Annotated in this window: 17 protein-coding genes; 5 read left to right on the top strand and 12 right to left on the bottom strand. The window is 73.2% G+C overall.

Annotated features, from left to right (window positions below; all coding sequences use genetic code 11):
* Positions 1 to 75 precede the first annotated feature (75 nt).
* From QEZ54_RS27355 to QEZ54_RS27345, 3 genes are all read right to left on the bottom strand, one after another.
* The gene (locus QEZ54_RS27355; RefSeq protein WP_281307600.1) at positions 76 to 840 is read right to left on the bottom strand and encodes an alpha/beta hydrolase; all 765 of its coding nucleotides are present in this window, start codon (positions 838 to 840) and stop codon (positions 76 to 78) included.
* Positions 841 to 882: 42 nt separating this feature from the next.
* On the bottom strand, positions 883 to 1215 hold the full coding sequence (locus QEZ54_RS27350; RefSeq protein ID WP_281307599.1) for an STAS domain-containing protein: 333 nt from the start codon (positions 1213 to 1215) through the stop codon (positions 883 to 885).
* 71 nt (positions 1216 to 1286) lie between these two features.
* Entirely contained in the window at positions 1287 to 1961 is a 675-nt protein-coding gene (locus QEZ54_RS27345) for a copper resistance protein CopC (RefSeq protein WP_281307598.1), read from the bottom strand.
* Between the two features lie 83 nt (positions 1962 to 2044).
* Here QEZ54_RS27345 and QEZ54_RS27340 point away from each other — a divergent pair, with 83 nt between their 5' ends.
* Entirely contained in the window at positions 2045 to 3058 is a 1014-nt protein-coding gene (locus QEZ54_RS27340) for a hypothetical protein (protein ID WP_281307597.1), read from the top strand.
* Positions 3059 to 3119: 61 nt separating this feature from the next.
* Here QEZ54_RS27340 and QEZ54_RS27335 read toward each other — a convergent pair whose 3' ends face one another.
* The 8 genes from QEZ54_RS27335 to QEZ54_RS27300 all read right to left on the bottom strand — a co-directional run bounded on the left by QEZ54_RS27335 (position 3120) and on the right by QEZ54_RS27300 (position 14495).
* Positions 3120 to 3734, bottom strand: coding sequence for a TetR/AcrR family transcriptional regulator (locus QEZ54_RS27335; RefSeq protein WP_281307596.1), 615 nt, complete (start codon positions 3732 to 3734; stop codon positions 3120 to 3122).
* Positions 3735 to 3771: 37 nt separating this feature from the next.
* On the bottom strand, positions 3772 to 4929 hold the full coding sequence (locus tag QEZ54_RS27330; RefSeq protein ID WP_281307595.1) for an acyl-CoA dehydrogenase: 1158 nt from the start codon (positions 4927 to 4929) through the stop codon (positions 3772 to 3774).
* Positions 4926 to 6887 carry a biotin carboxylase N-terminal domain-containing protein gene (locus QEZ54_RS27325; protein ID WP_281307594.1) on the bottom strand — a complete coding sequence of 654 codons (1962 nt, stop codon included), beginning with the start codon at positions 6885 to 6887 and terminating at the stop codon, positions 4926 to 4928. The genes QEZ54_RS27330 and QEZ54_RS27325 overlap by 4 nt, the downstream gene beginning before the upstream one ends.
* Before the next feature lie 4 nt (positions 6888 to 6891).
* A complete protein-coding gene (locus tag QEZ54_RS27320) occupies positions 6892 to 8427 on the bottom strand; it encodes an acyl-CoA carboxylase subunit beta (RefSeq protein WP_281307701.1) in 1536 nt (511 codons plus the stop codon).
* A gap of 59 nt (positions 8428 to 8486) precedes the next feature.
* Positions 8487 to 10202 (bottom strand): acyclic terpene utilization AtuA family protein, encoded by a 1716-nt coding sequence (locus QEZ54_RS27315; protein WP_281307593.1) that lies wholly within the window; start codon positions 10200 to 10202, stop codon positions 8487 to 8489.
* Entirely contained in the window at positions 10199 to 11005 is an 807-nt protein-coding gene (locus QEZ54_RS27310) for a TIGR03084 family metal-binding protein (protein ID WP_281307592.1), read from the bottom strand. The genes QEZ54_RS27315 and QEZ54_RS27310 overlap by 4 nt, the downstream gene beginning before the upstream one ends.
* Positions 11006 to 11151: 146 nt before the next feature.
* Positions 11152 to 12540, bottom strand: coding sequence for an alkaline phosphatase PhoX (locus QEZ54_RS27305; protein ID WP_281307591.1), 1389 nt, complete (start codon positions 12538 to 12540; stop codon positions 11152 to 11154).
* 107 nt (positions 12541 to 12647) lie between these two features.
* On the bottom strand, positions 12648 to 14495 hold the full coding sequence (locus tag QEZ54_RS27300; protein WP_281307590.1) for a glycoside hydrolase family 3 N-terminal domain-containing protein: 1848 nt from the start codon (positions 14493 to 14495) through the stop codon (positions 12648 to 12650).
* 169 nt (positions 14496 to 14664) lie between these two features.
* Between QEZ54_RS27300 and QEZ54_RS27295 the strand changes: the two genes are divergently transcribed.
* From QEZ54_RS27295 to QEZ54_RS27285, 3 genes are all read left to right on the top strand, one after another.
* Positions 14665 to 16470, top strand: coding sequence for a glycoside hydrolase family 15 protein (locus tag QEZ54_RS27295; protein WP_281307589.1), 1806 nt, complete (start codon positions 14665 to 14667; stop codon positions 16468 to 16470).
* 137 nt (positions 16471 to 16607) lie between these two features.
* Positions 16608 to 16979, top strand: coding sequence for a hypothetical protein (locus QEZ54_RS27290; RefSeq protein ID WP_281307588.1), 372 nt, complete (start codon positions 16608 to 16610; stop codon positions 16977 to 16979).
* A 350-nt stretch (positions 16980 to 17329) separates the two neighbouring features.
* Complete coding sequence (locus QEZ54_RS27285) at positions 17330 to 17950, top strand: hypothetical protein (RefSeq protein ID WP_281307587.1); 621 nt, start codon at positions 17330 to 17332, stop codon at positions 17948 to 17950.
* A 16-nt stretch (positions 17951 to 17966) separates the two neighbouring features.
* On the opposite strand, the gene QEZ54_RS27280 is transcribed toward QEZ54_RS27285, so the two are convergent.
* Positions 17967 to 18440 carry a hypothetical protein gene (locus QEZ54_RS27280; RefSeq protein ID WP_281307586.1) on the bottom strand — a complete coding sequence of 158 codons (474 nt, stop codon included), beginning with the start codon at positions 18438 to 18440 and terminating at the stop codon, positions 17967 to 17969.
* 180 nt (positions 18441 to 18620) lie between these two features.
* Between QEZ54_RS27280 and QEZ54_RS27275 the strand changes: the two genes are divergently transcribed.
* A complete protein-coding gene (locus tag QEZ54_RS27275) occupies positions 18621 to 19064 on the top strand; it encodes a hypothetical protein (RefSeq protein ID WP_281307585.1) in 444 nt (147 codons plus the stop codon).
* The last annotated feature ends 1 nt before the right edge of the window (position 19065 follow it).

Here is a 19065-nt window from a genome sequence, read left to right as displayed (position 1 = left end):
GTCGGAGTGCCAATGCAGATTTAGCACCAGCCGGCCCGGTGGGGCAACTCGGGGTGCCCCCGGGGTGACCCGGTGTCAGCCCAGGAACTCCCCGACCGCCGCCAGGAAGGCCGCCGCATCGTCGCGGCGCAGGCAGTGCCCGGCATCCAGGTGGCGCGCGGTGACCCGGCCGCCCGTGACCGCGGCGCAGGCCGCGACGTCGTCGCCGGTCAGCAGGCCGCCCCGGCCCGGGTCGCCGTGCAGCAGCAGGGCCGGGCAGCCGGTCCGGGACAGCAGCTGCGGCAGCGGAACGGCCGGCTCGTACGGCAGGGCGCAGAAGCGCAGGTCGAACTCGGCCTTGCTGCGCGACCACGGGCCGAACTCGGTCTCGGGCCAGCCGGGGTTCTCCGCGCGCCCGCGCGCCAGCCGCCCGGCGTCGTCCAGCGCCTTCAGCTCGACGATCCACGGCGGCGGCTCGGAGATCACCGTCGGCTCCCAGATCGGCGGCGGGTCCTCCAGGACCATTCTGCGCACCAGGTCAGGTCGGTCGGCGGCCAGCGCGGCGGCGGTGACCGCGCCCATCGAGTGCCCGATCACGGTGAGACCCGACAGCCCGAGCGCGTCGAGCACCAGCGCGACGTCGGCGGCCTGCCGGTGCGGGCCGATCGGCTCGTCGGGCAGGCCCGAGTCACCGTGGCCGCGCGCGTCCAGCGCCAGCGCCGGGGTCCGCGCGGTCAGCCCGGCCGCGACCGGCTCCCAGCACTCGGCGGAGTCGGTGAAGCCGTGCAGCAGCACGATGCCGGGGGCCACGGTGTCCGGCTGGGCGCCGAAGCGGCGCCACGAGAGGTGAGCGGTGCGCACCCGGCGACCCTACCGGTCGGCGGCCGCGACCGCCCGCCTGTGTCAGGGGCGGGCGAACACGTCCAGCACGCCCGCGACGCGCAGGATCCGCTCGACCATCCCCCGCGCGCCCTCGAGGTAGAGCCCGACCCCGGCCGACATGGCGTGGCGGCGGGCCATGACCAGGGCGCGGATGCCGGTCGAGTCGATGAAGTCCAGGCCGCTCAGGTCCACCTCGACCGCGCCGTCGGCGGTGCAGTCGTCCACGGCGCTGGTGAGCCACTGCTGGACCAGGTCCGCGCTGGCGAGGTCGACCTCCCCGGAGATCGAGACGCGGACGCCGCCCTCCAGCGGCGTGACGGTGTGCGACGCACGGGGGCGGGATCCAGCAGCCATACCGCACAGTCGACCACATCGACCGCCGGGCAGCTACCCCGGGGAGTAGTGATCTGTCCGGCGGTCGGGTGTCAGCGGCGGGTGCGGGGGCGGCCGCCGGGGCGGGGCCGGGGGCGCAGCACGAGATAACCGGCGCCGGCGACCACGATCAGGCCCCCGATCAGCCAGTACGGCCACGAGGTCCCGCCGTCGGCGGGCGCCGGAGCGGGTGCCCCCGTCGGTGCGGCCGCCGCGCTCGGGGCGGACTGGCCCAGCAGGGCCGGGTCCGGCTGGCTGGTCGGCGCCTGCCAGTCGGCCGGGGCAGCCGACACCGGCCCCTGGTAGTCGAAGCGGATCTCACCGGAGACCTTGTCGCTGTCGGAGGCGAGGCTGAGGTACCTGATCGTGTACACGCCCCGCTGGGGCCAGTGCGACACGGCCACCACGGTCGGGAAGCCGATGCGGTACTCCTGCGGCTCCCACTTGCCGTCGCGCAGGGTCAGCTCCGTGACCGGCTTCTCCAGCGGCTTCGGCTCGCCACCGGACCAGCCGTGGTCGACGCGGGTGCCGTCGGGTGCGGTCACCGAGAAGAAGGCGACGGAGGACGCCCGCTCGGTGAAGTAGAGGGTGACCCGGTCACGGGCGTCGGTGACCGTGGTCTGGTCGGCCGGGTCGGAGAAGGCGAGCTGGCCGTGCGCGCGGGCGGGAGACGGCAGCGCGACAGCCAGCGCCGTGGCCAGTGCCACGACGGCGATCTTACGAAACATGCCCATGAAGCTAGGGCATCGCGGCCGTACGTACCATCGGTCGTCGACGATGGCTGACAGACCCGCCCATTACCATGCGAACCATGTACTTCGTGTACCGGTCGCACTATGAGGGACCGCTCAGCCGCCGGGTGCGCCGCCTGCCCGACGCGAGCGTGCTCGACTGGTTCCGCCGGTGCTGGGACACCGGCACCCCCGCCGAGATGGTCGAGCGCGAACTCGGCGGCCCGGTGTACGGCCTGGCCTCCATCTTCGAGGCCGCCCGCGCCCACGCCCTGCCCGCCCCGCGGACCTGGCCGGAGCTGTTCCAACTGCTGGACAAGTACCTCTACATCGAGGGCGACATGCCGCAGAGCCTGCAGTTCGACGGGCACGCGCTGCGGGTGAAGACCGACGACGACGAGGTCGACCTCGCCTACTTCCTCCTCGACGACGAGGCGGCCGCGCTCGGCCGGTTCGCGTTCGCGCTGCACGACCGGTGGCCGCTGCCGGCCGACACGACGGGCTCGGGCGGTTTCGACCCCGCCGGGATCCCGGTACAGACCGCCGCCGAGGCGGGCGAAGGACCCGGCACCGTGTACGCGGTGTTCCTGACCTTCCGGGACGGCGACTCGTTCGACTGCCATCCACCGCTGGCCTTCCCCGGCGTACGCCTGCCCGGTTTCGCCGCGCACCTGCGCGAGCTGACCCCGCCGCTGACCGGCTGGCCGCCGGAACTGCTGGTGCTGCGCGCCCTGTCCGCCCCGGGCGAGGACGGGTTGGAGCCCGCGCTGCGACGCTGCGACGAGTGGCCCGGCTTCGACCTCAACCGGCGCCCGTGGCCGCGCCTGCCCGACGACCACCGGGTGGCCCACGCCATGGCGCTCGACCTCGCCGCGCACGCTGGGCCGCCGACGGGCGGGCGACGGGCGGATCTGTCCCTGCTGGGCGTCGACCCGCACCTGGCCCAGCTGTCCATGCACGTCAGCGAGGCGTTCGGGCACCAGCAGTGGTTCCTCTTCGACGACGTGTGGGCGGCCTCCCACGCTGACCTGGCCGGTTCACTGCTGCGGTACGTCGCGCACTGGGACCCGCTGCACGACCTCAGCCTCCGATGATCCGGAATCGTGGACGCCTGGTGTCGCTATCGCAGCACTCATCGTCCACGATTCCGGATCATCACTTGGCGGGCAGGACCAGGTCGAGGGTGCGGGCCCACTGGCGCAGGACGCGATGGCGGCGGCCGGTGTCGTCGTGCAGCAGCTCGGCCAGGCCGAGCCCGCGCGCCAGGTCGAGGGTGGCCTGCACCGTCTCGCGGGTGCCGGGCTGCTTCTCGTCGACGCGCAGCAGCTCCACCGCCATCCGGTGCGCGACCCGCCCCAGCTCGGCCTCCAGCGGCCGCATCCGCTCGCGCAGCCCCTCGTCGGCGGCGGCGGCCACCCACAGGTGCAGCGCCGCCCGGAACACCGGCCCCCGGTACAGCTCGACCAGCGCCGACAGCACCTTCTCAGTGCGGCGCGGGCCGGTGCGCAGGTCGTCGGCCAGGTCGCCGATCTCGGCGGCCCGCACCTCGCTCATGTGCCCGATCAGCCCGGCGACCAGGTCTTCGCGGGTCGGGAAGTGGTGCTGGGCGGCTCCGCGCGACACCCCGGCCCGCTCGGCGACGACCGCGACGGTCGCCCCCGACCAGCCGAGTTCGGCCATGCACTGCACGGCCGCCGACAGCAGCCGCTGCCTGGTGGCGCGGCTGCGGTCCTGGCGGGGTTCGCGGGAGATCATCGGCACGGCGGTCACGGTACCCAGAACACGGGCGGTTCTCCCATCCAGCCTGTCAGTAGGAGCGCGGCAGGCCGAGGCTGTGCTGCGCCACGAAGTTCAGGATCATCTCCCGGCTGACCGGGGCGATGCGCCCGAGGCGGGACGCGACCAGCAGGGTCGCCAGGCCGTACTCGGTGGACAGGCCGTTGCCGCCGTGGGTCTGCACCGCCTGGTCGACCGTCTTGACGACGGCCTCGCCCGCGGCGTACTTGGCCATGTTGGCGGCCTCGCCGGCGGCCTGGTCGTCGCCGGCGTCGTACAGGGCAGCGGCGTGGTGGGTCATCAGGCGGGCCAGCTCCACCTCGATGTGGCAGGCGGCCAGCGGGTGGCTGATCGCCTGGTGGGCGCCGATCGGGGTGCCCCACACGGACCGGGTGCGGGCGTAGTCGACCGCCTTGGCCAGGGCGTAGCGGGCCATGCCGAGCGCGAACGCCGAGGCCAGGATGCGCTCGGGGTTCAGCCCGGCGAACAGCTGCATCAGTCCGGCGTCGGGGCTGCCGACCAGGGCGTCGCCGGGCAGGGCGATGTCGTCGAGGAACAGGTCGAACTGCCGCTCCGGCGCCACCAGCTCGGTCGGGATGGGGCTGGTGCCGAAGCCGGGCGCGTCGGTGGGCACGACGAACAGCACCGGCTTGAGCCGCCCGGTCCGCTCGTCGGCGGTACGGGCCACCACCAGCACCGCCTCGGCCTCGTCCACCCCGGAGATGTACGTCTTGCGCCCGCTCAGCCGCCACCCGTCCCCGTCCCGGGTCGCGGTGGTGGTCAGCTGGTGGGAGTTGGAGCCCGCGTCGGGTTCGGTGATCGCGAACGCGAACACCCGCGAGCCGTCGGCCAGCCCCGGCAGCCAGCGCCGCTTCTGCTCGTCGGTGCCGAACCGGGTGAGCACGGTGGCGCAGATGGCCGGGGACACGACCATGAGCAGCAGCGGGCAGCCCGCCGCGCCCAGCTCCTCGCAGACCGCGGCCAGGTCGCCGATGCCGCCCCCGCCGCCGCCGTACTCGACGGGCACGTGGACGCCGAGGTAGCCCAGGCGTCCGGCTGCGCGCCACAGCTCGGTGGACCTGCCGCCCTCGCGGGCGCTGCGGACGTAGTAGTCGTGGCCGTACTCGGCGCCCAGCGCGCTGACGGCCTCGCGCAGCGCGCGGCGTTCGTCCGTTTCGGGCAGGGTCATGGCTGGTCCTCCGGGGCGGGGGTGACGACGGCGAGCACCGCGCCGACGTCGACCTGGTGGCCGACCGCGACGCGCAGGCTGGTGAGCACGCCGTCGGCCGGGGCGGTGAGCTCGTGCTGCATCTTCATCGCCTCCAGCCACAGCAGCGGCTGACCGGCGGTGACGGGGTCGCCCTCGGCGGCGGCGATCCGGATGACCGAGCCGGGCAGCGGGGCGAGCAGGGAGCCGGGTGCGGTGGTCGGCACGGGCTTCGGGAAGCGGTCCACGGGGGTGAGGGCGACCGGGCCGAGCGGTGACTCGACGCAGACGAGGTCGTCGTACGCGGTGACGGCGAAGGTGTGCCGCACCGTCCCGACCAGCAGCTCCACCCGGTCCGCGGTGGCCTGCCCGACGGTCAGGCCGGGCTCGTCCAGGGTGGGGGTGCCGGTGCGGCCGGGGCGGTAGGCGACCTCGACCCGGCCGTACGGGCCGTCGTAGGCGCGCAGCTGCGGCGCGGCGGGAATGTTGCGCCAGCCGCCGGGCAGGGTCGCCAGCACCCGCGCCTGTGCTCGCTGCGCCTGCGCGGCGGCCAGCGCGGCGGCGATCGCCGACAGCCGCACGGCCCGCTCGTCGGCCAGCGGCCGGGCAAGTTCGGCCAGGTCGTGCGCGGACAGGAACGAGGTGTCGACGTCGCCGGCCAGGAACGCCGGGTGGCGCAGCAGGCGGACCAGCAGGTCGCGGTTGGTGTCCAGGCCGTGGATGCGCGCGGCCGCGACAGCCGAGCCGAGGGTACGGGCGGCAGCCGCGCGCGTCGGCCCCCAGGCGATCACCTTGGCCAGCATCGGGTCGTAGTGCACCCCGACGACGTCCCCGGCGGTCACGCCGCTGTCCAGCCGCAGCCCCCGTACCGGCGTGAACTCGGCGGCCGCGCCCGGCACGGTGAACTCGCGCAGCCGCCCGGTCCGCGGCCGCCAGTCGTGCGCGGGGTCCTCCGCGTACAGCCGGACCTCGATGGCGTGGCCGAGCACCGGCGGCGGCGCCGGGTCCAGCGCGGCGCCCTCGGCCACCGACAGCTGCAGGTCGACCAGGTCCACGCCGGTGACGGCCTCGGTGACCGGGTGCTCCACCTGCAGCCGGGTGTTCATCTCCAGGAAGTGGAAGCCGTCCGCCCCGGCCAGGAACTCGACCGTGCCCGCGCCGGTGTACCCGATCGCGCGGGCGGCTGCGGCCGCCGCCTCGGCCAGCCGTTCCCGGACGGCGTCGGCCAGGCCCGGCGCGGGCGCCTCCTCGACGATCTTCTGATGCCTGCGCTGGATGGAGCAGTCCCGCTCCCCCAGCGTCCATACGGTGCCGTGCGCGTCGGCGAGCACCTGCACCTCGATGTGCCGCCCGGTGGCCAGGTACGGCTCGCAGAACACGGTCGGGTCCCCGAACGCGGCGGCCGCCTCGGCGCGGGCCGCCGCCACCTGGGCGGGCAGCTCGGCCAGGGTGCGGACCACGCGCATGCCTCGCCCACCACCGCCTGCCGAGGCCTTGACCAGCACCGGCAGGTCGGCTGCCCCGATCGCGGCGGGGTCGAGTTCGGGCAGCACCGGCACCCCGGCCGCGCCCATCAGCTTCTTCGCGGCGACCTTCGACCCCATCGCCTCGATCGCGGCCGGGGACGGCCCGACCCAGGTCAGCCCCGCGTCGAGGACAGCCTGCGCGAACCCGGCCTGCTCGGACAGGAACCCGTAGCCGGGGTGCACCGCGTCGGCGCCGGCCGCCAGGGCGGCCGCGACGATCAGGTCGCCGCGCAGGTACGTGTCGGCCGGTGCGGCGCCGGGCAGCCGTACGGCCAGGTCGGCCTCGCGGGCGTGCAGTGCGTTCGCGTCGGGGTCGGCGTAGACGGCGACGGTGGCGATGCCCCGGTCGCGGCAGGTGCGCATGATCCGGCGGGCGATCTCGCCCCGGTTGGCCACCAGCAGTCGAGTGATCATCAGGTCACGCCCGGAAGACGCCGTAGGGACCGGGACCGGGGTCGGGCGCGTTGCGCACCGCCGACAGGCACAGCCCCAGCACGGTGCGGGTGTCACGCGGGTCGATGACCCCGTCGTCGTAGAGCAGGCCAGACAGCACCATCGGCAGCGACTCCGCCTCGATCTGGTTCTCCACCATGGTCCGTACCACCAGGTCCGCGTCCTCGTCGTAGGGCCGCCCCGCGGCGGCGGCCGCCTGCCGGGCGACGATCGACATGGTGCCTGCGAGCTGCGCCGCACCCATCACGGCCGACTTCGCCGAGGGCCACGCGAACAGGAACCTCGGGTCGTACGCCCGCCCGCACATGCCGTAGTGCCCGGCCCCGTACGACGCCCCGATCAGCAGTGAAAGGTGCGGGACGGTGCTGTTGGACACCGCGTTGATCATCATGGCGCCGTGCTTGATGATGCCGCCCTGCTCGTAGTCGGTGCCGACCATGTAGCCGGTCGTGTTGTGCAGGAACAGCAGCGGCACGCGGCTCACGTTGGCGAGCTGGATGAACTGGGCCGCCTTCTGCGACTCCTGGCTGAACAGCACCCCGCGCGCGTTGGCCAGCACGCCGACCGGATGCCCGTGCACGCTGGCCCAGCCGGTGACCAGGCTCGGGCCGTAGTCCGGTTTGAACTCGCCGAACCGGGAGCCGTCGGCGAAGCGGGCGATCACCTCGCGCGGGTCGAACGGGCGGCGCAGGTCCGGCGGCACGATGCCGAGCAGTTCTTCGGGGTCGTGCCGAGGTTCGTCGGGTGGCAGCGTCGGCGGTCCGCCCGGCTTGCGCCAGCGCAGGTCGGCCACGATGCGCCGCCCGATGCCGATCGCCTCGACCTCGTCGCCGGCCAGGTAGTCGGCCAGCCCGGAGACGCGCGCGTGCATCTGGGCGCCGCCCAGCGACTCGTCGTCGGCGTCCTCGCCGGTGGCCATCTTGACCAGCGGCGGCCCGGCCAGGAACACCTTCGACCGCTCGCGGATCATGACGACGTGGTCGCTCATGCCGGGCACGTACGCCCCGCCCGCGGTCGAGTTGCCGAAGACCACGGTCACGGTCGGGATCCCGGCGGCCGACAGCCGGGTCAGGTCCCGGAACACCTGCCCGCCCGGGATGAAGATGTCCTTCTGGTTCTGCAGGTCGGCGCCGCCGGACTCGACCAGGTTGACCACCGGCAGCCGGTTGGTCCGGGCGATCTCCAGCGCGCGCAGCGTCTTGCGCAGCGACGACGGGTTGGAGGCGCCGCCGCGTACGGTCGGGTCGTTGGCGACGATGACGCACTCGGTGCCCTCGACCACCCCGACGGCGGTGACGACGCTGCCCCCGACCGGGTGCTCGGTGCCGTACGCGGCCAGCGTGGACAGCTCCAGCAGCGGCGAGTCCCGGTCGACCAGCAGCTCGATCCGCTCGCGGGGCAGCAGCCTGCCCCGCGCCCGGTGCCGCTCGGTGTACTTAGGGCCGCCCCCGGCCAGCGCCTTGGCGTGCTCGGCGTCGACCTCGGCGAGCCGGTCCAGCATCGCGGCCCGGTTCGCGGCGTACTCGGCCGACCCGGTGTCCAGGGCCGTAAGCAGAACTGTCACAGCAGCTCCTCCGGGATGTCGACGTACCGGGAGCGCAGCCACTCCCCCAGGCCCTTGCCCTGCGGATCGAACCGCGTCCCCGCCGACACGCCCTGCCCGAGCAGCCCGTCGACGACGAAGTTCACCGCCCGCAGATTCGGCAGCTCATAGCGCACCACCGGCAGGTCCCCGACCTCCGGCAGCAGCCGCCGCAGCTCGCCGACGGTGAGCACGTCCAACAGCCACCCGTAGGCGGCGTCGCCGCGCACCCACACGCCGAGGTTGGCGCTGCCGCCCTTGTCCCCGCTGCGCGCCCCCGCCACCAGCCCCAACGCCCCCCGCCTCATCCCCGCGGAAAGGAAGGGCCCCTTCTTATCGCTATCCGATGTAGAAGGGCCCCTTCCCAACGCCGGAGGCGTGGTGGTGGGGGTGGTGGGGGCGGGTGGGATGGGGACGATCGTGCCGTCGGGCAGCACGGCCACGTGCGGGACCTCGGCGGCGGGGACGGACACCGCGGTGAAGACGCCGTACGGGGTGGCCTCGGCGGGCGGGGCCGTGAGCGTGAAGCCCGGGTAGCTGGCCAGCGCCAGTTCCACCGCCGCGCCCGAGAACGCCCGCCCGGCCAGCTTCGGGTCGGGGTCCTTGACCGTGGCGTGCAGCAGCGCTGCCGCCTCCTCCTGCGCGGGGGCGTCGGGGTGGTCGGTGCGGGCCAGCCGCCAGGACAGTTCCCGGGGCTGGCGGGGCAGGGTCGCTTCCAGCTGCGCCCGGACCAGGGCCGCCTTGGCCTCGATGTCGAGTCCGGTCAGGACGAACGTGACGTCGTTGCGGAACCCGCCGAGGGTGTTCAGGCCGACCTTGAGCGTCGCCGGGGCGGGCTCGCCGCGTACGCCGCTCAGGCGCACCCGGTCCGGGCCGTCGTCGGCGAGCACGACCGTGTCGAGGCGGGCGGTGACGTCGGGGCCGAGGTAGCGCGGGGAGTCGATCTCGTACAGCAGCTGCGCCGTGACCGTGCCGACGGTCACCGCGCCGCCGGTGCCCGGATGCTTGGTGATCACGCTGGACCCGTCGGCGAAGACCTCGGCGATCGGGAAGCCCGGCCGGGTCGCGTCGAGTTCGGTGAAGAAGGCGTAGTTGCCGCCGGTGGCCTGCGTGCCGCACTCGATGACGTGCCCGGCCAGCACGGCGCCGGCCAGCGGGTCGAGGTCGTCGGGCATCCAGCCGAAGTGGGCCGCGGCCGGGCCGACCACCAGCGAGGCGTCGGTGACCCGGCCGGTGACCACGATGTCCGCCCCGGCCCGCAGCGCCGCCGCGATGCCGAAGGCGCCGAGGTAGGCGTTGGCGGTCAGCGGCGTGCCCGCGCCCAGGTCGGCGGCGCGCGCGGTCAGGTCGTCGCCGGTCACGTACGCGATGCGCGGCGCCAGCCCTAGCCTGCCGCCCAGGGCGCGCAGCTGCTCGGCGAGCCCGGCCGGGTTGAGGCCGCCCGCGTTGGTCACCACCTTCACGCCGCGCTCCAGCACCAGCCCGAGGCACTCCTCCAGCTGGCGCGGGAACGTCTTGGCATACCCGGCGGCGGGGTCTTTCAGCCGGTCGCGGCCGAGGATGAGCATGGTCAGCTCGGCCAGGTAGTCGCCGGTGAGCACGTCGATCGGGCCGCCGGTCAGCATCTCGCGTACGGCCGAGAAGCGGTCGCCGTAGAACCCGGACGCGTTGGCGATCCGCAGCGGCGCGTTCACCGCGGCCCTCCGGTTTCCCGCCCCGGTGCCCGGCCGCCCCCGGGCGGCCCGGCGAACGCCTGCGCGACGTCGAGCCACCGGTCGGCGTCATGCCCGGCGGCGGTGACGGCAAGGTCGGCGCGGTGGCGGCGCTGGGTCACCAGCAGGCAGAAGTCCAGCGCGGGCCCGGTCACGCGCTGGGCGGCGCCCTCAGGTCCCCAGCGCCACGGCTGCCCGTCGGGGCCCGTCAGCTCGACCGCGAACTCCTCGGTCGGCGCGTCGAGCCCGTGCACCTGGAACGCGAAGTCGCGGGTTCGTACGCCCAGATGGGCGACGTGGCGCAGGCGGTCGGTGGGCTCGGGGACGACGCCGAGGGTGTCGGCGAGGTCGTAGCCGTGCGCCCAGGTCTCCATGATCCGGGCGGTGGCCATGGAGGCGGCGCTCATCGGCGGGCCGTACCAGCCGATGCGGGCCCCCGGCGGCAGGGCGCCGAGCGCGGCGGCCAGGTCGGCGCGGCCCTGCCGCCAGCGGGTCCGCAGCGGCGCGGGTTCGGTGCGGACCCAGGCGCGGGCGCCGGTGTCGACGAAGCCGAGCGGGTCGGCGGCGAGCAGCTCGGCCATCTGCGCGGCGAAGAACGGCGGGTCGGTGACGGCGAGCAGCGCCTGGTGGTCGGTCCAGGCGAGGTGCGCGATCTGGTGCGCGACGGTCCAGCCGGCGGCCGGGGTCGGCGCGGCCCAGCCGGCGTGCGGCAGCCCGTCGAGGAGGCGGTCGACCACCTGACCCTCGGCGGCCAGGTCGTCCAGCAGCGCTGCCAGTTCGGCCATCGGCTCTCCCTCCCCCGGGACCAGGGTCGCCGCGAGGTAAGAAAAAGTCAAGCACGCTTGTTTTTTAGGGTACGTGTCCAGGGCGAACAGAACCGCGCCCGCTCCGGAGGCGGCCGGAGCGGGCGCGGACGTACCCGCGGAACGGGTCAGTGCTGCTTGCGCCCCCACGGGCCGGTGATCGCGAAGACCAGGCCCGGCGACTGGATGTTGGCGAACAGGATCCGGCCGTCCTCGGTGAACGTCGGGCCGGTGAACTCGCTCTCGCTGGCCTCGTTGCGGCCCAGCGGGTAGGTCTCGCCCCGGTCGTTGACGCCGACCAGGTGCGACAGGCCCTCGCCGTCCTCGGCCAGGATCAGTCCGCCGTACGGCGAGACGGTGATGTTGTCGGGGCCGTCGTAGGCTCCCTCGACCGACGGGTCCGGGTTCACGCCGAAGATGGTGACCAGCTCGATGGTCTCGCGCTTCGGGTCGTAGAACCACACCTGGCCGTCGTGCTCGTTGAGGCTGCCGTCGCTGTGGCGGGCGTAGCTGGAGACGAAGTAGACGCCCTTGTCGCCGTACCACTGGCCCTCGAGCTTGCGGGCCCGGGTGACCTGGTCGTTGGTGAACTGCTTGCGCACCGAGGTGGTGACCGCGAGCCGGTCCGGCACGTCCACCCAGGTAACGTCGTACTTCGTGCCCGGCGTCAGGGCCTGGGACAGGTCGGTGATGTGCACGCCGTCCAGCGACGCGCTCAGCGCCTGCAGCGTGCCGGCGGTGTCGCCGCCCTCGCTGAGGGCCAGCTTGCGCAGCTCGCCCTTGCGGCCCTTGAAGTGCTTCGGCGGCACCCAGCGGAAGTAGAGCCCGTTCGGGCCGCTGGCGTCCTCGGTCAGGTAGATCTCGTTGGTCTTCGGGTCCACGGCCACGGCCTCGTGGGCGTAGCGGCCGAGGAACTTCAGCGGCACCGGGTCGAGGTTGGCCGAGCGGTCATGCGGGTCGACCTCGAACACCCAGCCGTGGTCGAACTGGAACACCGCGTTGGCCCGCTGCTCGGTCTCCTCGCAGGTCAGCCACGTGCCCCACGGGGTGATGCCGCCCGCGCAGTTGTTGTGGGTGCCGGCGAGGCTGACGTACTCGCGCACGCGGTTGCCGTGGTGGTCCACGTCGATGTTGGTGGTGCCGCCGTGCGCGCCCGGGTCGAAGGTCAGGCCCGGCAGGGCGGGCACGCCGTACGGCTCGCCGCCGCCGATCTCGTGGTTGTTGACCAGGGTGTACCCGCCCGGCGTGCGGAAGACCGCGGTGCCGTCGGCGTCGCTCGGGGTGAACTCGCCGGACTCCAGCACGCTCACACCCGCCTCGGCGACGACGCGGTACGAGAAGCCCTCGGGCAGCGACAGGACGCCCGCCGGGTCGGTGACCAGCGGGCCGTAGCCCGCCACCTTCGGGTGGGCGTAGGCGGGACCGGCGATGGCAGCGGCGCTGCCGGCGAACGCGATGCCCAGACCGCCCAGGGTCGAAGCGCGCAGCAGGTTGCGGCGGGAGAGGGGGGTGCTCACGTGAAAAGGCCTTCCGGGGAGTTTCACCAGGGACGCCGCCATGCAATTCCTCGCACGGGAACAGCCCGCTGGATCCACTCGACCGGAAGGCGAACGGCAGGCAAACCTTAGGCGCCGTACCCCAGCCCGAAGCCCTGCGCGAACAGGGCGGGCTGGCCGTCGCCGGCGTTGATCGGCTCGTGCGCCTTGGCCCCGGGCCAGGTCATCGGGGTCTTGCCGGTCGGCGCGCCGACGCCGAACAGGATGTCGGCGACCCCGGCGCCCTCGGTGCCGGGCAGCCACGCTGCCAGCAGCGCACTCCAGCCGGACACGTCCGAGGCGATCTCCATCGGGCGGCCCGAGACCAGCACCACGATCACCGGGATGCCCGCCTTGCGCAGGTTCGCGATCGTCTGCCGGTCCTCGTCGTCCAGCCGCAGCCCCTCGGGCCGGTCCCCCTCGTACTCGGCGTAGGGCTTCTCGCCGACGACCGCGATCGCGGCCCGGTAGCTGCGGTCGACGCCCTTGCCGTCGCGCGCGTAGGTGACCGTCGTGTCCGGACCGGCCACCTCCCGGATGCCCTCCAGGATGGTGGTGCCCTTGGTGATCGGGCCGGAGCCGCCCTGCCAGGTGATGGTCCAGCCGCCGGACTGGTTGCCCAGGTCGTCGGCGTTCCTGCCGGCCACGAAGATCCTGCCGCCCTTGGCCAGCGGCAGCACGCCCTTGTCGTTCTTGAGCAGCACCTGCGAGGCGCGCACCGCCTGCCGGGCCAGCGCCCGGTGCTCCGCGCTGCCCACGGTGCCCGTGTACGTCCGGTCGGTCATCGGGTGCTCGAACAGGCCCAGCTCGAACTTCTTGGTCAGGATGCGCTTGACCGCGTCGTCGATCCGGGCGGCGGGCACGTGCCCGTTGTCGACCTCGCCCTTCAGTGTGGTGAGGAAGTCCTGCCAGTGCTCGGGCACCATCACCATGTCGATGCCCGCGTTGATCGCGGCGGCGACCTCCTCGGCGGTGAAGCCCTCCTGCCCGTCGAGCTGGTCGACGGCGTTCCAGTCCGACACCACGAAGCCGGTGAAGCCCAGCTCGCCCTTGAGCACGTCGGTGACCAGGTGCCGCTGGCCGTGCAGCTTCTCGCCGTTCCAGCTGCTGAACGACACCATCACCGAACCGACGCCGCGCTCGACCGCGGCCCGGAACGGCGGCAGGTGGATCTCGCGCAGCTGCGCCTCGGTCAGTTCGGTGTTCCCCTGGTCGTCGCCGCCGGTGGTGCCGCCGTCGCCGACGTAGTGCTTGGCGGTGGCCAGGATCGAGGTGGGGCCGCCGCCGAGCTTCTCACCCTGGAAGCCGGTGATGATCGAGGTCATCGAGGCCGGGAGGTCGGGGGTCTCGCCGAACGACTCGTAGGTCCGGCCCCAGCGGTCGTCGCGGGCCACGCACAGGCACGGGGCGAAGGTCCAGTCCACGCCGGTTCCGGTGACCTCCTCGGCGACGACCCGGCCGACCTGCTCCACCAGCTTCGGGTCGCGGGTCGCGCCGAGGCCGATGTTGTGCGGGAAGATCGTCGCGCCGACGACGTTGTTGTGGCCGTGGACGGCGTCGGAGCCGTACAGGATCGGGATGCCCAGCGGGGTGGCCAGGGCGCCGCGCTGCAGCTCGTCGTTCATGTCGGCCCAGGCCTGCGCCGTGTTCGGCGTCGGCGTCGAGCCGCCGCCGGACAGGATGGACCCCAGCCGGTACGACGTGACGTCCGACGCCGAGGCGAACCCGCGCTCCGCCTGGGTCATCTGCCCGATCTTGTCCGCCAGGGCCATCCGGCCCAGCAGGTCGGCCACCCGCTCGGCGACCGGGCGGGCGGCGTCCTGATAGGGCTTGCGCCCGTCGTCGCCGCCGGTCGACAGCACGTATCCGGTGAGGCCCGCCGCGAGCAGTGCCAGGGCCAGAGCCAGCAGCAACCAGCGGCGTGCAGCCTTCTTCACGGCTTCTCCAGATACGTGAGGGATGGAGCGGGATGCGGTGCGGGGCAACACATTATGCCGCTTCACCCCCGGATCTGGGAACGCTCCCAGCATGCGGATGTCCGCTCGCCACGCCGCGGAATCCGTTTGCCGCCGCGCGACGGGGGTAGCGTCGTCGCGGGAGGTGCACATGCCGCTGCGCATCGAGGACTACGCGGTCATCGGCGACACCCAGACCGCCGCGCTGGTCGGCCGGGACGGATCCGTCGACTGGCTCTGCCTGCCCCGCTTCGACTCCGGCGCGATCTTCGCGGCGCTGCTGGGCACCCCCGAACACGGCCGCTGGCAGCTCGCCCCCGCCCACGGGGTGCGCGCGGTACGGCGCGCCTACCGCGGCGACACGATGGTGCTGCACACCGAGTTCGACACCGACACCGGCACCGTGCGCCTCATCGACTTCATGCCCCCGCGCGGCGAGGCCGCCGACATAGTCCGCATCGTCGAGGGCGTACGCGGCCGGGTGCCGATGCGGATGGACCTGCGGCTGCGCTTCGACTACGGCCACGTGGTGCCCTGGGTGCGCCGGGTCGGCCCGGACACCGTCGGCGTGGCCGGACCCGACGCGGTCTACCTGCGTACGCCGGTGGACACGCACGGCGAGAACCTGGCCACCGTCGCCGACTTCACCGTCGCCGCGGGCGAGCGGGTCCCCTTCGTGCTCACCTGGCAGGAGTCGCACCTGCCGGTGCCGCAGCCGGTCGAACCCGAGACGGCGCTGACCGAGACGGAGTCGTACTGGCGGGAGTGGATCGGCGGCTGCCGCTACGACGGCCCTTGGCGCGACGCGGTCACCCGCTCGCTGCTGACCCTGAAGACGCTGACCTACGGCCCCACCGGCGGCATCGTCGCGGCGGTCACCACGTCGCTGCCCGAGCAGCTCGGCGGCGTACGCAACTGGGACTACCGGTACTGCTGGCTGCGCGACGCCACCATCACCCTGCAGTCGCTGCTCTACTCCGGCTACGTCGAGGAGGCCCGCGCCTGGCGGTCGTGGCTGCTGCGCGCGATCGCCGGCGACCCCTCCCAGCTGCAGATCATGTACGGCGTCGCGGGCGAGCGCTACCTGCCCGAGCGCATCGCCACCTGGCTGCCCGGCTACACCGGCGGGCCGGTGCGCCTGGGCAACGCCGCCGCCGAGCAGTTCCAGCTCGACGTCTACGGCGAGGTCATGGACGCGCTGCACCAGGCGCGCAAGGCCGGGCTGGAGGCCGACGAGCCGGCCTGGGCGCTGCAGAACGCGCTGATGGAGTTCGTCTCGCACAACTGGCAGCGGCCCGACGACGGCATCTGGGAGGTGCGCGGCGGGTCCCAGCACTTCACCCACTCCAAGCTCATGGCCTGGGTCGCGGCGGACCGGGCGGTCAAGACAGTCGAGCAGTTCGGCTCCACCGGCCCGGCCGGCCGCTGGCGCGCGCTGCGCGACGACATCGCCGCCGACATCCTGACCAGAGGGTACGACGAGAGCCGCGGCACCTTCACCCAGTTCTACGGCTCGCGCGAACTCGACGCGTCACTGCTGATGATGCCGCTGGTGGGCTTCCTGCCCGCGAACGACCCGCGGATGCGCGGCACGGTCGCCGCGATCGAGCGCGAGCTGATGTCCGACGGCCTGGTCCAGCGCTACACCCAGGTGCCCGGCGCCGAGGTCGACGGCCTGCCCCCGGGCGAGGGCGCGTTCCTGGCCTGCACCTTCTGGCTGGCGCAGAACTACGCCCTGATGGGCCGGCGCGACCAGGCCTGCGAACTGTTCGAGCACCTGCTCAGCCTGCGCAACGACGTCGGCCTGCTCGCCGAGGAGTACGACCAGGTCGCACGCCGCCAGGTCGGCAACTTCCCGCAGGCGTTCAGCCACGTCCCGCTGATCGACACCGCCCGGGTGCTCGGCCCACTGGTCGCGCCCCCGCCCGCGAACGGCGACCCGGCCCCCCGCCACTAGCGCGTGCGTCGAAGTCGTCTGCGGGCAGGTGCTCCTGGCGGAGGAATCGACGGGGCAGCCTGCGGCGCACGGCGCTGCTAGCATCTCCCGCCAAGACGCGTCGCGTCCTAACGGGAGGATCAGACAACATGCGATCTATGACTAGAACGTGGCTGGTGGCGGTGACCGCGCTGGTCACCATCCTGGTCGCGTCGGCTCCGGCGGCAGCCGCGAACGTGACGGTGACCCAGGGCGATGACCGGGCCAGCGTCAACCGCGCCGACAACCTCTGGTACGAGGTCTGCGATCGGGAAGAGGACGGCAACGGCGTCTACGGCAGCTTCTGGATTCCGAACGTCACCACCTTCACCGTCTGGGACACCAACGGTTCGCAAGCGGGCTGCGCCAACGGTTACCTGCCGGCGATCTTCGCTGGGTACACAGGTTCGTTTCGCGTCTGCGAGGACGACTGGGGCGCCGAAGGTTCCATGACCGGCGGCGATTCGTGTAGCCAATACAAGACTTTCTGACCCCGGTCCGGCCCTGGACCTGGTTCCGCAGGGCAGGTCCAGGGCACCGTATGCGGACCGCGGTCGCAGATCAGTCGGGACGAGACCCCTCGCGGGACGCCGACAGCACCGACGCCGACGACGCATTCGCCGACATCCACCACCTGCGAGCAGTGCCGGTGCGGTCGAGCGATGACGATCAGGTCGCGGCACTCCCCCCAACCCGTTCCAGGTAGCGGACAGGCCGCACGATGCGGCCGGCTCGGCATGCCCCAAAGACAGGGCGCCCGGCCGGGTGTCGATCGCGGCTGGTAGGCCCAGGGTCCATATAGGATCATTCCGACTTGATCGGGAGGACCTGGGGAGGGCCCGTGAGATTCTTCGACTCCGCGGCACGACATGAGCGCAAGCTGCAACGGCTGCAGGACCGGGCCGACGACTACGGCGCCAGGGCGATGACCCTGCTGCGGGCGGGGCACGCGGAGGAGGCCGTCCAGCCCAGCCGGCAGGCGATCGAGACCATCCTGCGGCTGCGGCGGCTGGAGCCGGGCAACCAGGCACACCTGGCCCAACTGGCCAGCAAGCTCTACAACCACTCCGCGATCCTCGACCACGCCGAACACGGCCCCGAGGCTGTCGCCGTCGCCCGCCACGCCTACGAGGCCTATTTGGAGCTGAGCGGCGGCGAGATCAACCCGCAGGTGGCGACCCTCGACCGGATCATCCCCCGGCGCGTCCCGATCAACGCGGGCAGCGCCGTGCCCGACCTGGCCACTGCGGCGGCGTTCACCGCCGACGCCAAGAGCCGCCTGGCGTTCATGCTGGCCAAGTGGGGCGGACCGGATGCGGCGGCCGAGGCGCGCCGACTCGCCACCGAGGCGGTCGACACCTACCAGCACCTGACGAACCTCGGCACCGCCGGCAGCGACGACTTCCTGCGCGTGGTCACCCGGTACGACCAGGTCTGCCGGCTGCTGGAAGCACGGGAATGACACCCCCGGCGCGGCGTCAGACCGCCACCGTGTCCGGCTTCGCCCTGGTCGGCCTGCGCAGCAGCAGGGCGACCGGGGTCACCAGCAGCAGCGCGGCCTCGGCCCAGAAGGCCGCGTCGACCAGCAGGTAGCGCAGCTGCACGTGCTTGGACAGGTCCTGCGGTGAGGCGGCGACCGCCTCGATGGCGGCGAGCGTGTCGGCCTCGGCGTGGCTGGTGAGCCAGGGCCACGGGTAGCCCAGGCCCCGGTGGTATCCGAACATGCAGCAGATGCCGGTCCGCTCCTCGACCAGGCTGACGCCGAGTCCGACCAGGGTCAGCACCCCGACGGCCGCCCACGCCCAGCCGAGCGGGCGGCCGGTCGCGCCGAGCCACAGCAGCAGGACCCCGCCGAGCGCCAGCACCAGGGCGAACACCGTGTAGTAGCCGTCCAGCCCGTGGCTGAGCAGGGCCACCCCCACCATGAGCAGACTGATCGCTGCGGCAGTCACGAGCAGGACGTTTCGCCACACCCCCATCGACATGGTTCGCAGTCTGCCACGACGGGCGCGGCCACGGCGTCCCTCATCCGGACGGTGCCGCGATCGACCTGATCGGACAGTCGCGACGGCTGTCGCATCGCGCCGGACTTTGCCATATTGACAGGCGCCAGGACGTCTTCCGTTCATCCGTTGCCGAGGTCGACCGTGTTCCTGAAGGTGGAAGAGCTCAGCCGCAGACGGCTGATGCACATGCGGGACAGCTCCGCGTCGTACGAGGGTGCGCGGTTCCATCCCGAGCACGCGATGATCGAGGTGAAGCGGCCGCACGACGACGGCGCGGGCCAGCACTTCCGCTGCGCGGCGCCCGGCTGCGGCCGCTCGGTGGCGGTGTGGGCGGCGAGCGTGACCGAGGCGCGCCGGGGCAAGTCGCTGCGCGCGGCCGGGTTCGGCGCGACCGTGCTGGTCTCGGTCGGCCTGGCGGTGTGGGTGGCGACCATGGCCGGGGCGGTGTTCCTGCTGCCGCTGGCCGTCGGCGCCCCGATCGCGTACCGCCTGCTGCGGGTGTGGCAGCGCTACGACGGCATCGAGGCCGACGACCCCCAGCACGTGGTGCTGCCCCTGGCCCGCGCCTGAG

This window comes from Catellatospora sp. KI3 (assembly GCF_029948125.1).
GTDB lineage: Bacteria > Actinomycetota > Actinomycetes > Mycobacteriales > Micromonosporaceae > Catellatospora.
Note: the sequence above shows the minus strand (reverse complement) of the source record. Positions and strands in the feature narration are given on the sequence as shown.

Excerpts from the sequence above, each read along its gene's own strand:
- QEZ54_RS27325 (WP_281307594.1), bottom strand. The coding sequence starts at position 6,887 with ATGATCACTCGACTGCTGGTGGCCAACCGGGGCGAGATCGCCCGCCGG.
- QEZ54_RS27350 (WP_281307599.1), bottom strand. The coding sequence starts at position 1,215 with ATGGCTGCTGGATCCCGCCCCCGTGCGTCGCACACCGTCACGCCGCTG.
- QEZ54_RS27295 (WP_281307589.1), top strand. The coding sequence starts at position 14,665 with ATGCCGCTGCGCATCGAGGACTACGCGGTCATCGGCGACACCCAGACC.
- QEZ54_RS27345 (WP_281307598.1), bottom strand. The coding sequence starts at position 1,961 with ATGTTTCGTAAGATCGCCGTCGTGGCACTGGCCACGGCGCTGGCTGTC.
- QEZ54_RS27310 (WP_281307592.1), bottom strand. The coding sequence starts at position 11,005 with ATGGCCGAACTGGCAGCGCTGCTGGACGACCTGGCCGCCGAGGGTCAG.
- QEZ54_RS27320 (WP_281307701.1), bottom strand. The coding sequence starts at position 8,427 with ATGCTGGACCGGCTCGCCGAGGTCGACGCCGAGCACGCCAAGGCGCTG.
- QEZ54_RS27340 (WP_281307597.1), top strand. The coding sequence starts at position 2,045 with ATGTACTTCGTGTACCGGTCGCACTATGAGGGACCGCTCAGCCGCCGG.
- QEZ54_RS27290 (WP_281307588.1), top strand. The coding sequence starts at position 16,608 with ATGACTAGAACGTGGCTGGTGGCGGTGACCGCGCTGGTCACCATCCTG.
- QEZ54_RS27330 (WP_281307595.1), bottom strand. The coding sequence starts at position 4,929 with ATGACCCTGCCCGAAACGGACGAACGCCGCGCGCTGCGCGAGGCCGTC.